The sequence below is a fragment of the Ancylobacter sp. genome, assembly GCF_965279025.1.
Taxonomy (GTDB): domain Bacteria; phylum Pseudomonadota; class Alphaproteobacteria; order Rhizobiales; family Xanthobacteraceae; genus Ancylobacter.
In genome coordinates, this window is sequence record NZ_OZ257132.1 from 4,591,449 (window position 1) to 4,604,041 (window position 12,593).

General features: G+C 64.5%; 9 protein-coding genes and 1 pseudogene. 8 read left to right on the top strand and 2 right to left on the bottom strand.

Annotated elements, in window-relative coordinates:
* The first annotated feature begins 42 nt into the window (after positions 1 to 42).
* Together ACQY76_RS21385 and ACQY76_RS21390 are read left to right on the top strand one after the other, a co-directional pair.
* Positions 43 to 462 (top strand): DUF779 domain-containing protein, encoded by a 420-nt coding sequence (locus ACQY76_RS21385; protein WP_428030692.1) that lies wholly within the window; start codon positions 43 to 45, stop codon positions 460 to 462.
* Positions 463 to 657: 195 nt separating this feature from the next.
* Positions 658 to 1,427: pseudogene (locus tag ACQY76_RS21390) on the top strand (IS5 family transposase).
* Here the strand turns inward: ACQY76_RS21390 and ACQY76_RS21395 are convergent.
* Both ACQY76_RS21395 and ACQY76_RS21400 read right to left on the bottom strand, forming a co-directional pair.
* On the bottom strand, positions 1,424 to 2,356 hold the full coding sequence (locus ACQY76_RS21395; RefSeq protein WP_428030693.1) for a response regulator: 933 nt from the start codon (positions 2,354 to 2,356) through the stop codon (positions 1,424 to 1,426). The pseudogene ACQY76_RS21390 and the gene ACQY76_RS21395 overlap by 4 nt on opposite strands.
* The gene (locus ACQY76_RS21400; RefSeq protein WP_428030694.1) at positions 2,346 to 5,735 is read right to left on the bottom strand and encodes a hybrid sensor histidine kinase/response regulator; all 3,390 of its coding nucleotides are present in this window, start codon (positions 5,733 to 5,735) and stop codon (positions 2,346 to 2,348) included. Before ACQY76_RS21400 ends, ACQY76_RS21395 begins: the two co-directional genes overlap by 11 nt.
* A 487-nt stretch (positions 5,736 to 6,222) precedes the next feature.
* On the opposite strand from ACQY76_RS21400, the gene urtA reads away from it, so the two are divergent.
* The 6 genes from urtA (at position 6,223) to fmdA (ending at position 12,492) form a co-directional block, all read left to right on the top strand.
* On the top strand, positions 6,223 to 7,506 hold the full coding sequence (urtA, locus tag ACQY76_RS21405) for an urea ABC transporter substrate-binding protein (protein ID WP_428030695.1): 1,284 nt from the start codon (positions 6,223 to 6,225) through the stop codon (positions 7,504 to 7,506).
* Positions 7,507 to 7,605: 99 nt separating this feature from the next.
* Positions 7,606 to 8,532 carry an urea ABC transporter permease subunit UrtB gene (gene urtB / locus ACQY76_RS21410; protein ID WP_428030696.1) on the top strand — a complete coding sequence of 309 codons (927 nt, stop codon included), beginning with the start codon at positions 7,606 to 7,608 and terminating at the stop codon, positions 8,530 to 8,532.
* Between the two features lie 10 nt (positions 8,533 to 8,542).
* On the top strand, positions 8,543 to 9,718 hold the full coding sequence (gene urtC / locus ACQY76_RS21415; protein WP_428030697.1) for an urea ABC transporter permease subunit UrtC: 1,176 nt from the start codon (positions 8,543 to 8,545) through the stop codon (positions 9,716 to 9,718).
* Positions 9,719 to 9,729: 11 nt separating this feature from the next.
* On the top strand, positions 9,730 to 10,497 hold the full coding sequence (urtD, locus tag ACQY76_RS21420; RefSeq protein ID WP_428030698.1) for an urea ABC transporter ATP-binding protein UrtD: 768 nt from the start codon (positions 9,730 to 9,732) through the stop codon (positions 10,495 to 10,497).
* Between the two features lie 10 nt (positions 10,498 to 10,507).
* Positions 10,508 to 11,197 carry an urea ABC transporter ATP-binding subunit UrtE gene (gene urtE / locus ACQY76_RS21425; protein ID WP_428030699.1) on the top strand — a complete coding sequence of 230 codons (690 nt, stop codon included), beginning with the start codon at positions 10,508 to 10,510 and terminating at the stop codon, positions 11,195 to 11,197.
* Between the two features lie 65 nt (positions 11,198 to 11,262).
* Positions 11,263 to 12,492 (top strand): formamidase, encoded by a 1,230-nt coding sequence (gene fmdA, locus ACQY76_RS21430; RefSeq protein ID WP_152302615.1) that lies wholly within the window; start codon positions 11,263 to 11,265, stop codon positions 12,490 to 12,492.
* Positions 12,493 to 12,593 lie beyond the last annotated feature (101 nt).

Consider the following 12,593-nt stretch of genomic DNA (forward strand, 5'->3'; position numbering starts at 1 on the left):
GCCCTCTCCCCGTCGGGAGAGGGAGCTTTCACGGGAGTTCTCATGGACACGCAGACAGCCACCCTGGCCGAACCGGCAGCCGCCGCCATCCCCCGCGTCCTCGCCACCGACGCAGCGCTGGCACTCATCGCCACGCTCGAGGCCGAGCACGGGGCGCTGCTGTTCCACCAGTCCGGCGGCTGCTGCGACGGCTCCTCCCCCATGTGCTACGCGGTCGGCGACTACATCGTGGGTGACCGCGACGTGCGGATGGGCGAGATCGGCGGCGCGCCCTTCTTTATGAGCCCCTCGCAGTTCGAGTACTGGCAGCACACCCAGCTCATCATCGACGTGGTGCCCGGCCGGGGCGGCATGTTCAGCCTGGAAAACGGGCGCGACCAGCGCTTCCTCACCCGCTCGCGGCTGTTTGCCGACGACGAATTGGACCGCCTCGCCCCGCTCGCTTACGGCGTGGCCGACTGAGCCGCGCACGAACCCGCGCCTGGAGCATTTTCGAGCGAAGTGGGTTCCGGTTCGCGTGAAGAAAATGCGTAAAAACAGAAACCTGGATCACATCCGGTGAACCGACTTTCACCGGATGTGCTCTAGGTCACAGACCCATAAACGGGATTCCCTTTTGGGTCGGAGGCTGATTCATTTCTCCTGATGGAGGATGAGATGGCCCGCTTTGATCTAACGGATTTCGAGTGGTCGGTGATCCAGCCGCTTTTGCCGAACAAGCCGAGGGGCGTGCCTCGGGTGGACGACCGGCGCGTGCTGAACGGGATTTTCTGGCGACTTCGGACCGGGGCGCCGTGGGCCGACATTCCCGAGCGCTACGGCCCGCACACGACCTGCGTGAACCGCTTCAACCGCTGGCGCAAGGCGGGGGTCTGGGATCGGCTTCTGGAAGCGGTGTCAAAGGCTTACGATGGCGACATCCAGATGATCGATTCCTCCAGCATCCGCGTGCACCAGCACGCCGCCAACGCCCAAAAAAAGACGACCGATCCGGTTGCATGGGTCGCTCGCGGGGCGGCCTGACAACGAAGATCCATGCTCTGGTGGATGCCGAAGGCCTGCCGATCGCCCTGAAATTGACCGAGGGCCAGGCTCATGACGGACGCAGCGCCCGCGACATGCTCGGCGCGCTTGTCGATGGCCAGACCCTCCTGGCCGACCGCGCCTATGACAGCGACGAACTCCGGCAAAGCCTGCGCGAGCGAGGCGCATGGGCCAACATCAAGCCCATGCCGAACCGCAAGAACGTGCCAGCCTTCAGCCCCTTCTTGTATCGCTATCGCAACCTCGTCGAGCGCTTCTTCAACAAGATCAAGCACTACCGCGCCGTTGCGACCCGATACGACAAGCGACCTGACAATTTCCTCGCCGGCGTAAAACTCGCATCACTCAGAATATGGATGCGGTTTAATGAGTCGGTCGCCTAGCGCGGCGTCAGCGCCGTCACCGCCAGCGCCGTGGCGGCGGAGCGGTTTTCCACGCCGATCTTGGCGTAGATCTGTTCCAGATGCTTGTTCACCGTGCGCGGCGACAGGCCGAGAATTTCACCGATATCGCGGTTGGCCTTGCCGCGCGCCAGCCAGAGCAGCACTTCCGATTCGCGCAGAGTGAGGTTCAACTTGGCCTTCAGCACCTGCTCGGGCGGAACGCCGGAATCCTCGACGATGCGCAGCAGCAATTCCTGCGGACCGATCTGCCCGACATAAGACAGCTTCAGCCGGCGCGCCGATCCCTCCATCACCACCTCGATGGCTTCCGGCCCCACCGGGGCTCCGTCGGCCGCGCGGCCCTCCAGCCAGCGCCGCACCGTATCCGGCAGGGTGAAACTGTCGCCGGCCGGCGAGATGCTGATGGCGGTGAGCAGCGCGGTGGCCTGCGGTGTCGACCACAGCACCCGGCCCTCCCGGTTGGCGGAGAGCAGGTAGCGCCCGGCGGCATCCAGCGCAGCGCGGGCGCTGTGGGTCTGGCGCGCATTGGCCAGATGCACCCGGATGCGGGCAATGAGTTCGTCCGGCGAGATCGGCTTGGTCACATAGTCGACCCCGCCCGCCTCCAGCCCCTTCACGATCTGCTCGGTCTCGGAAAGCCCCGTCATGAAGATGACGGGCACATGCGCCACCGATTTGTTGCGCTTGAGCCGGCGGCAGGTCTCGAATCCGTCCATGCCCGGCATCACCGCGTCCATCAAGATCACGTCGGGGGTGATGCGCTCGACCAGCGCCAGCGCATTGGCCCCTTCGGTCGCCACCAGCACCGTGGCACCCGCCGCCTCCAGCGCGTCGGTGAGGAGACTGAGCGTCTCCGGCGAATCGTCCACCACGAGGACGATGTCTCGGCGCTCCACGCTATGCATCATTGCGGCGCAACGCCTCCAGGACAGACATGTATTGCTTGAGGTCGAAGGTTTCCATCAGGTCGCGCATATGGGCGACGAAGGCCTTGTTGTCCGGCGAGACGCCTTCGATTTCCTTGAGCTTGGCCTGGATGCCGCGCACATAGCCGATCTCCCCCAGCTTCATCAGGTCGTCGAGATGCACGCCCGCAGGCGCGCGCAATTCGCCCGGCTTGCTCGCCTCGCCGGCGGCGATGGCGGCGAGTTCGCCGTCGCCCACCCAGTCGAGATCGAGCAGCGCCGCCATCTTTTCCAGCAGCGTGCGCAGATGCACCGGCTTGACCAGATGGTCGTCATGCTGGGCAAGTCCGTCGCCGAGGATTTCCCCGGCATTGGCCGAGATCATGATGATCCGCAGCCGCCCGAATCCCTCGTCGCGCAGTTGCCGCACCACTTCCCAGCCATTGAGCCCCGGCATGGAGATGTCGAGCAGCACCATGTCCGGGTCCCATTCGCGCACCATGTCCAGCGCCTGCACGCCGTCCGTGGCGGCGAGCACGGTGAAGCCGAGCGGCACCAGCAATTCGTGCATCAGGTCGCGATGGGCGACATCGTCGTCGGCCACCAGAATGGTGCGGCGCGGGCCGGTATAGCCGGCGATGTGGCGGTGCTGGATCGGCCCGAGGCGCGAGGGGTTGGTCACCTCCGACAGCATCATCTTCACGCGGAACACGCTGCCCTCGCCCGGCGCCGATTTCAGCGAGATTTCCCCGCCCATGATCTCGGTGAGCAGCTTGGTGATGGTCAGCCCGAGGCCGATGCCGGCGGTGGAATAGGTGCCCGCCCGCTCCCCGCGCTCGAACGGCTCGAAGATGCGCACATGGTCCTGCGCGGGAATGCCGATGCCGCTGTCCTCGACCTCGAATTCCGCCACCTGGTTGCGATAGGAAATGCGCAGCGCCACCCGCCCCCGGTCGGTGAACTTGATGGCGTTGGACAGCAGGTTGATGAGAATCTGCCGCAGCCGCTTCTCGTCGGTGAACACCGTCCCCGGCAGCCGCTCGGGCCGCACATAGACGAAGTCGATGCCCTTGGCGGTGGCCTGCAGCCGGAACATGTCCACCAACTGGTCGAGGAACTCGGCGATGCGCACCTCGTCGCGGGTGAGATAGAGCCGCCCGGCCTCGATCTTGGAGATGTCGAGCAGCCCGTCGATCAGCCCGGACAGGTGCTCGGCGGAACGGCGCACCACGCGGATGGCATCGCGCCGGTGCGGGGGAATGGCGGTGTCGCGCTCCAGCAGCTGGGCATAGCCGAGAATGGCGTTTAGCGGCGTGCGCAGCTCGTGGCTGATGCCGACGACATAGCGGCTCTTGGCGAGATTGGCGGCCTCGGCCGCCTCCTTGGCCTTTTGCAGCTTGGCGTCGGTGCGCTTGTGCGCCTCGATCTCGCGCATCAGCAGCGCGGTCTGGCGGTTGCTCTCCTCCTGCGCCACGCGCCGGCTTTCCTGCGCCAGCACGAACAGCCAGGCGGCGACGCCGGCGATGATTAGCAGGATGAAGTAGAGCGTGAACAGCACATTGCCGACCGTCTCGGTCTGGTCCGGCGGGGCGAAGGTCGACTGGAAATAGATGACGCCCAATATGCCGCCGATGACGATCGCCAGCAGCGACATCACCCCGATATAATGGCCGAGCCGGGAATTGAGCTGCGCCACCATCCAGCCGGGCAGGGTCGCCCGCAGCGCGCCGAGGATCTGCTCGGGAAAGCGCGCATCCTCCTTGCAGCGGTCGTTGCAGCGCGCATCGAGCGAGCAGCACAGCGAGCAGATCGGCCCGGCATAGACCGGGCAGTGCGCCATGTCCTCCGGCTCGAACTTGTGCTCACAGATGCAGCATTTGAGCGTGTGGCGGGCATCCCAGTTCTTGGCCGTGCGCCGGGCGATGTAGTAGCGCCCGCCTGTGGCGTAGGCGATGCCGGCCGCCGAGAAGAACGAGACGCCGAGCGCCAGGAAGGGCGCAAACACCTTCAGCGTCGGGCCGAAGAAGCCGGCAAAGGCAATGACGCCGATCACCGTGCCGGCCAGCAGCGCGCCGACGCCGACGGGGTTGATGTCGTACAGATGCGCCCGCTTGAACTCGATGCCCGGCGGGCTCCAGCCCATCGGCTTGTTGACCACGAGGTCGGCCACCAGCGCCGCCACCCACGCCACCGCGACGATGGAATACAGCCCGAGGATCTGCTCCAGCACCTTGTAGATGCCGAGCGCCATCAGCATCAGCGCGATGGTGACGTTGAACACCAGCCACACCACCCGGCCGGGATGGCTGTGGGTCAACCGCGAGAAGAAGTTGGACCAGGCGATCGAGCCGGCATAGGCGTTGGTCACATTGATCTTGAGCTGCGCCAGGATGACAAAGAGCCCGGTGAAGGCCAGCGCCATTTCCGGCGAGAACACCGTCCTGAACGCCACCAGATACATCTGGGTCGGCTCGGCGGCATGCAGGAACGGGATGCCCTGGGTCAGCGCGAAATAGGCGAGGAACGAGCCCGCCAGCATCTTGATGCCGCCGGGGATGATCCATCCCGGCCCGGCGCTGAGCAGCGCCACCCACCACAGCGCGTTGCGCCGCGTCTCGGTGCGGCCCGGCGCCCGGCGCGGCAGGAAGCGCAGAAAATCCACCTGCTCGCCGATCTGCGCGACCAGCGCGAACACCACCGTGGTGGCGGTGCCGAACAGCACGAGGTCGAACGACCCGTCCGGTGCGCCGAGCCTGCCGGTATACGAGGTCCAGCCGGCCAGCGGATCGTCGTTCAGCGCGAAGATGAAGATGAAGGGGATGATGTTCAGCGCCAGCCACACCGGCTGGGTCCAGAGCTGGAACCGGCTGATGAAGGTGATGCCGTGCGTCACCAGCGGGATCACCACCAGCGCGCTGATGAAGTAGCCCACCATCAGCGGCACGCCGAAGCACATCTCCAGCGCCAGCGCCATGATCGCCGCCTCGATGGCGAAGAACAGATAGGTGAAGGAGGCGTAGATCAGCGAGGTGAGCGTCGAGCCGATATAGCCGAAGCCGGCGCCCCGCGTGAGCAGGTCGATATCGACGCCGAACTTGGCGGCGTAGTAGCTGATCGGCAGGCCGGCGGCGAAGATGATGACGCACACCACCAGGATGGCCGCCACCGCATTGGGGAAGCCATAGGCGAGCGTGATCGCACCGCCGATGGCCTCCAGCGCGAGGAACGACACGGCGCCAAGCGCGGTATTGGCCACCCGCAGCGCCGACCAGCGCCGCGCGCTCTTGGCCGTGAAGCGGAGTGCGTAGTCCTCCAGCGTCTCGTTGACGACCCACTGATTATAGCGGCGCCGAACGCGAACGATCTTCTGCTCCGCCGCCATAGGATTCTGCCTCGCCGTACCGACGCCCGACATTCTTCCGCGCTTACCCTCCCCAGGGCCGTTCAGCTTCGTTGCACCGCATCGGATTCGGCCAAGATGACCGTCACCGGAACTCCCAAGCACAAATCATTCCACTCGCCCCACTGCAACGCCAGAACGTCACGACGTGGCGTCGTGACGCATTTGCGGGACCGCGCGTGTTAAAAACTCGGCCGCTGGCCTGATAAACCGGCTGAAAACCGGATCTTCAACCGGAAATCAGCGTTTTCTCTTCGCGCGCGCGCGAAAACGTCTACACGGCCGCGAGCCTATACCTTGCGGCCGGGCAGATATCTCCATGCTTGGCCCCACTGTGCGGGAGCCGCCGCGGATCCCCTATACGTCAATCGACGTATTGCTGCATTGCGACATCGCCCGCCACGATCCGGCCAATGCAAGCACGTCGAATGCTTGTTGAGGCCACGTCAAACCCGTGGAGGGGAATCGTATGTCTTCCAATAACGATAGTTCAAACAAGTTTTCCAGCACACGCCGCAAGCTCTTGATGGGCATTGCCGCGCTTCCGGCCGTGCCTCTTCTTGCATCCACCGGCCTCTTTTCCACGCCCGCCATGGCACAGGCGCCCGCCACATCGGCAGTGAACACCACCGGCCTCGCCGTTACCGACACCGAAGTCACCGTCGGCATCCTGCACTCGGTCACCGGCACCATGGCCATTTCCGAGACCGGCTCGGTGCAGGCCGAGAAGCTGGCCATCGACCAGATCAACGCCATGGGCGGCGTGCTCGGCCGCAAGATCAAGTTCATCCAGGAAGACGGCGCGTCCGACTGGCCGACCTTCGCCGAAAAGGCCAAGAAGCTGCTGGTCAACGACAAGGTCGCCGCCATCATGGGCTGCTGGACCTCGGCCTCGCGCAAGGCGGTGCTGCCGGTCGTCGAGCAGTATAACGGCATGCTCTACTATCCCACCTTCTATGAAGGGCTGGAGCAGTCCAAGAACGTCATCTACACCGGCCAGGAGGCCACCCAGCAGATCCTCGCCGGCCTCGACTGGGTTGCCAAGGAGAAGAAGAGCAAGACCTTCTACCTCATCGGCTCAGACTATATCTGGCCGCGCACCTCGATGAAGATCGCCCGCAAGCACATCGAGGGTCACCTGAAGGACTCCTCGGTCGTCGGCGAGGAATATTTCCCGCTGGGCCACACCCAGTTCAACTCGGTCATCAACAAGATCAAGCTGAAGAAGCCGGACGTGATCTACGCCGCCGTCGTCGGTGGCTCCAACGTCGCCTTCTACAAGCAGCTTAAGGCGGCCGGTATCGACCTCAACAAGCAGACCCTGCTGACCATCTCGGTCACCGAGGACGAGATCGACGGCATCGGCGGCGAAAACATTGCCGGCGCCTACAGCTCGATGAAGTACTTCCAGTCGCTCGACAACCCGAACAACAAGGAATTCGTCGCCGCCTTCAAGAAGATGTGGGGCGAGAAGACCGTGATCGGCGACGTCACCCAGGCCGCCTATCTCGGCCCCTGGCTGTGGAAAATGACCGTCGAGAAGGCCGGCAGCTTCGATGTCGACAAGGTCTCCGCGGCCTCGCCGGGCATCGAGTTCAACAAGGCGCCGGAAGGCTATGTGAAGATCCACAACAACCATCACCTGTGGTCGAAGGCCCGCATCGGCCTCGCCCAGCCCGATGGCCAGTTCAAGGTCGTGTTCGAGACCCCGGACCTGATCGAGCCCGATCCGTTCCCGAAGGGCTACCAGTGATCGGCTGAAGTTCCCACCCGGAGAGGGTCCGCCCTCTCCGGGGCTCTACGCCGTTGACGCAAGACCGCGCCACGCGCGCGCACGCCGGGGGATTCCTGAATGTTCTCTGACTATTCGCTGGCCGAGCTTGGCTCGATTTTCGTGATGCAGGGCTTCGCCGGCCTCATCCTTTTCTCGGTTTTCGTTCTCATGGCCCTCGGCCTTGCCATCATCTTCGGCCAGATGGGCGTCATCAACATGGCGCATGGCGAGTTCATGATTCTCGGCGCCTATGTCACCTATTTCACCTCGCAATTCTTCCTGAACTACCTGCCCGGCCTGTTCGGCGCCTATTTCTTCCTGGCGATGATACTTGCCTTCTTCGCCGCCGGCGCGCTCGGCATGGCGGTCGAATGGCTGATGATACGCCGCCTGTACAAGCGGCCGCTGGATACGCTGCTCGCCACCTGGGGCCTCAGCCTCATCCTCCAGCAGCTCTACCGCTCCGTCTTCGGCCCGCGCGAGGTCGGCGTCGAGCTGCCCAACTGGATGATGGGCTCGATCGCCGTCTCCGACACCATCGAGGTTCAGATCAACGGCCTGTTCGTGATGGCCCTCACCATCGTCATCACCGTCGCCGTGGCCCTGCTGATGTACAAATCGGCCTGGGGCAAGCAGGTGCGGGCCGTGGTGCAGAACCGCGTCATGGCCGGCGCCGTCGGCATTAACACCGAAAAGGTCGACCGCTACACCTTCGGCCTGGGCTGCGGCATCGCCGGCATCGCCGGTTCCGCCTTCACCATGATCGGCTCGACCGGCCCCACCTCCGGCCAGCTCTACATCGTCGACACCTTTCTGGTCGTCGTCTTCGGCGGCGCGCAGAGCCTGCTCGGCACCATCGCCTCCGCCTTCACCATCTCGCAGGCCCAGTCGACCATGGAGTTCTTCCTCTCCGGTTCGATGGCCAAGGTCCTCACGCTGCTCGGCGTGGTCATCATCCTGATGCTGCGGCCGCAGGGCCTGTTCGTCATCAAGGTCCGTCGCTGAGGAGGCGCACATGCTCAAGTCCGACCGCACCTTCTTCCTGCGCCCGCAGGACATGATCGGGATCGCCGTCCTCGCCTTCCTTCTCATCGTGATCCTGCCGCTGACGCTGGACAATTTCCGCCTCCAGTTCGTCGGCAAGTACCTCACCTATGCCTTCGTCGCGCTCGGCCTGGTGCTGTGCTGGGGCTATGCCGGCATTCTCTCCCTCGGCCAGGGCGTGTTCTTCGGCCTCGGCGGCTACTGCATGGCGATGTTCCTCAAGCTGGAATCCTCCAGCGTCGAGGCCACCAAGATCCAGACCACGCCGGGCATTCCCGACTTCATGGACTGGAACCAGATCACCGAGCTGCCCTATATGTGGCAGCCCTTCAACAGCCTCACCCTCACCATCATCGCGGTGATCCTGGTGCCGGCCCTCTTCGCCTTCATCGTCGGCTTCGCCATGTTCAAGCGGCGGGTGGGCGGCGTGTACTTCGCCATCATCACCCAGGCGCTGGCGGCGATCATGACCATCCTGATCATCGGCCAGCAGGGCTACACCGGCGGCATCAACGGCATCACCGATCTGCGCACGCTGAACGGCTGGGACATCCGCACCGACAGCGCCAAGACGATCCTCTATTTCGTCTGCGTCGCCCTGCTCATCGCCTGCATCCTGATCGCCTATTTCGTGAAGTCCTCGAAGCTCGGCCGCATCCTGGTCGCCATGCGCGACAAGGAGGACCGGGTGCGGTTCTCGGGTTATGACGTCGCGAACTTCAAGGTGTTCGTGTTCTGCCTCGCCGCCTCGCTCTCGGCCATTGGCGGGGCGATGTTCACCCTGCAGGTGGGCTTCATGTCGCCCTCCTTCGTCGGCATCGTGCCCTCGATCGAGATGGTGATCTACGCGGCGGTCGGCGGGCGCCTGTCCATCCTCGGCGCCATCTACGGCACGCTGCTGGTGAACTGGGCCAAGACCTCCTTCTCGGAGAGCTTCCCCGAACTCTGGCTGTTCGGCCTCGGCGGGCTGTTCATCGCCGTGGTGCTGATCTTCCCGAACGGCATTGCCGGCCTCTGGCAGACCTACATCGCCCCGCATCTCGGCCCGCTGTTCGGCGGCGCGGCCAAGCGCCGGGCCAGCCCTCCCGCCGCGACGCCGCCCGCCCCGCCATCCCCCTCGGCGGCCGCCCCCGCCGCCGCCGAATAGGAGCGCGAGCCATGAACAGCGCTGTCATCGCCGACACCATGAACAAGGACTTCGTCCTTGCGGTGGAAGGCCTCACGGTTTCCTTCGACGGCTTCAAGGCGGTCAACGACCTGTCCTTCTATGTCGACGAGAACGAGATCCGCGTCATCATCGGCCCCAACGGGGCCGGCAAGACCACGGTGCTCGATCTCATCTGCGGCCGCACCAAGGCGACCACTGGCTCGATCCGGTTCAAGGACCGCGAGCTGACCAAGATGAAGGAGCACGAGATCGTGCGCGCCGGGGTGGGGCGCAAGTTCCAGAACCCGTCGATCTACGAGGACCTCACCGTCTTCGAGAACCTGGAAATCTCCTACCCCAAGGGCCGCTCGGTGCCCGGCGCCCTCACCTTCCGGCGCGACCGGGCGGTGAAGGAGCGGGTGCAGGAAATCGCCGAGACCATCTTCCTCGCCGACCAGCTCGACCAGCGCGCCGAATATCTCTCGCACGGCCAGAAGCAGTGGCTGGAGATCGGCATGCTGCTGATCCAGGACCCGGAGCTGCTCATGCTCGACGAGCCGGTGGCCGGCATGAGCGTCTCCGAGCGCAAGAAGACCGCCGAGCTGCTCAACACCATCATCAAGAACCGTTCGGTGATCGTGATCGAGCACGACATGAAGTTCGTCGAGGACATCGCCCACAAGGTGACGGTGCTGCACCAGGGCAAGATTCTCTCCGAAGGCTCGATGGCCAAGGTCCAGGCGGACCCCAAGGTCATCGAAGTCTATCTCGGCCATTGAGGGGCGGGTCATGCTGAACGTATCCAACCTGCACGTCTCCTACGGCGAGAGCGAGGTGCTGCACGGCCTCGACTTCAAGGTCGCGCCCAACGAGATCATCGCGATCATGGGCCGCAACGGCATGGGCAAGACCACGCTCATGAAGTCGCTGATGGGCATCGTGCCGACCAAGAGCGGCAAGGTGAGCGTCGGCACCACCGACATCACCGGCTTCAAGAGCTATGAGCGCGTCGCCAACGGCGTCGCCTATGTGCCGCAGGGCCGCATGATCTTCTCCACCATGACGGTGCAGGAGAACATCGAGACCGGCCTCATCCCGCGCGGCGAGAGCAAAGTGCCGCCCGACATCTACGAGCTGTTCCCGGTGCTGATGGAGATGAAGGGCCGGCGCGGCGGCAATCTTTCCGGCGGCCAGCAGCAGCAGCTCGCCATTGCCCGCGCGCTGGCCACGGCGCCGAAGGTGCTGCTGCTCGACGAGCCGACCGAGGGCATCCAGCCCTCGATCATCCGCGAAATGGCCCGCACGCTGAAGCGCATCCGCGACGAGCGCGGCCTGTCCATCGTGGTGTCCGAGCAGGTGCTGTCCTTCGCCCTCGAGATCGCCGACCGGGTGCTGGTCATCGAAAACGGCGAGATCGTCCACGAGGACCTGCGCGCCGACATCGACGAGACCAAGGTTGCCCGATTCCTGTCGGTCTGAGCCCCCGCCAGACCTCTTCGCCCAGCCTGCCCAAGATTCCAGCTTGCCCACGGGGAGTGAGAAGAATGACCGAGACACTGATCAAAGTTGACCTGAACCAGTCGGCCTATGACAACGACATGGTCCACAATCGCTGGCACCCGGACATTCCGATGGTGGCCTGGGTCAAGCCGGGCGACGACTTCATCGTCGAGACCTATGACTGGACCGGCGGCTTCATCAAGAACAACGATTCCGCCGACGACGTGCGCGACATCGACCTGTCGATCGTGCACTTCCTGTCCGGCCCCATCGGCGTCAAGGGCGCCGAGCCCGGCGACCTGCTGGTGGTCGATCTGCTCGACATCGGCGCCATGCCGGACAGCCAGTGGGGCTTCAACGGCTTCTTCTCCAAGAAGAATGGCGGCGGCTTCCTCACCGACCACTTCCCGCTGGCCCAGAAGTCCATCTGGGACTTCAAGGGCATGTACACCTCCTCGCGCCACGTCCCGGGCGTGAACTTCGCCGGGCTCATCCATCCCGGCCTCATCGGCTGCCTGCCGGACCCGAAGCTGCTGGAGACCTGGAACACCCGCGAGCAGGCGCTGATCGACACCAATCCGACCCGCGTGCCCGCTCTCGCCGTCCCGCCCTTCGCCGCCACCGCCCATATGGGCCGCCTCACCGGCGATGCGAAGGCAGCGGCCGCGGCCACCGGCGCGCGCACCGTTCCGCCGCGCGAGCATGGCGGCAATTGCGACATCAAGGATCTGTCGCGAGGCTCCAAGATCTACTTCCCGGTCTATGTCGAAGGCGGCGGCCTCTCCATGGGCGACCTGCACTTCAGCCAGGGCGACGGCGAGATCACCTTCTGCGGCGCCATCGAGATGGCCGGCTGGGTGCACCTCAAGGTGGAGGTGCTGAAGGGCGGCATGGCGAAGTACGGCATCAAGAACCCGATCTTCAAGCCCTCGCCGGTGACGCCGAACTACAAGGACTACCTGATCTTCGAAGGTATCTCGGTCGACGAGTATGGCGGGCAGCATTATCTCGACGTCCACATCGCCTATCGTCAGGCCTGCCTCAACGCCATCGAGTACCTGAAGAAATTCGGCTATTCCGGCGCGCAGGCCTATTCGATCCTCGGAACCGCGCCGGTGCAGGGCCACATTTCGGGCGTCGTCGACATCCCCAACGCCTGCGCCACCCTGTGGCTGCCGACCGAGATCTTCGACTTCGACATCAACCCCACCGCCGCCGGCCCCACCAAGTTCCTCGACGGCTCGATCGACATGCCGCTTTCACCGGACCTTTGACCCCCGCTTATGTCCGGTGCTGCGGGGCGGCGCCCACGCGTCGCCCCGCTCCCTTTCCAGAAACGGGCGATGCCAAAGGCGTCGCCCCGCTCTCTCTTCCG

What these genes read in the sequence shown, in the direction of transcription:
- urtB (WP_428030696.1), top strand. Translation starts at nt 7,606, where the DNA reads ATGTTCTCTGACTATTCGCTGGCCGAGCTTGGCTCGATTTTCGTGATG.
- urtD (WP_428030698.1), top strand. Translation starts at nt 9,730, where the DNA reads ATGAACAGCGCTGTCATCGCCGACACCATGAACAAGGACTTCGTCCTT.
- urtC (WP_428030697.1), top strand. Translation starts at nt 8,543, where the DNA reads ATGCTCAAGTCCGACCGCACCTTCTTCCTGCGCCCGCAGGACATGATC.
- urtA (WP_428030695.1), top strand. Translation starts at nt 6,223, where the DNA reads ATGTCTTCCAATAACGATAGTTCAAACAAGTTTTCCAGCACACGCCGC.
- urtE (WP_428030699.1), top strand. Translation starts at nt 10,508, where the DNA reads ATGCTGAACGTATCCAACCTGCACGTCTCCTACGGCGAGAGCGAGGTG.
- fmdA (WP_152302615.1), top strand. Translation starts at nt 11,263, where the DNA reads ATGACCGAGACACTGATCAAAGTTGACCTGAACCAGTCGGCCTATGAC.
- ACQY76_RS21395 (WP_428030693.1), bottom strand. Translation starts at nt 2,356, where the DNA reads ATGATGCATAGCGTGGAGCGCCGAGACATCGTCCTCGTGGTGGACGAT.
- ACQY76_RS21400 (WP_428030694.1), bottom strand. Translation starts at nt 5,735, where the DNA reads ATGGCGGCGGAGCAGAAGATCGTTCGCGTTCGGCGCCGCTATAATCAG.
- ACQY76_RS21385 (WP_428030692.1), top strand. Translation starts at nt 43, where the DNA reads ATGGACACGCAGACAGCCACCCTGGCCGAACCGGCAGCCGCCGCCATC.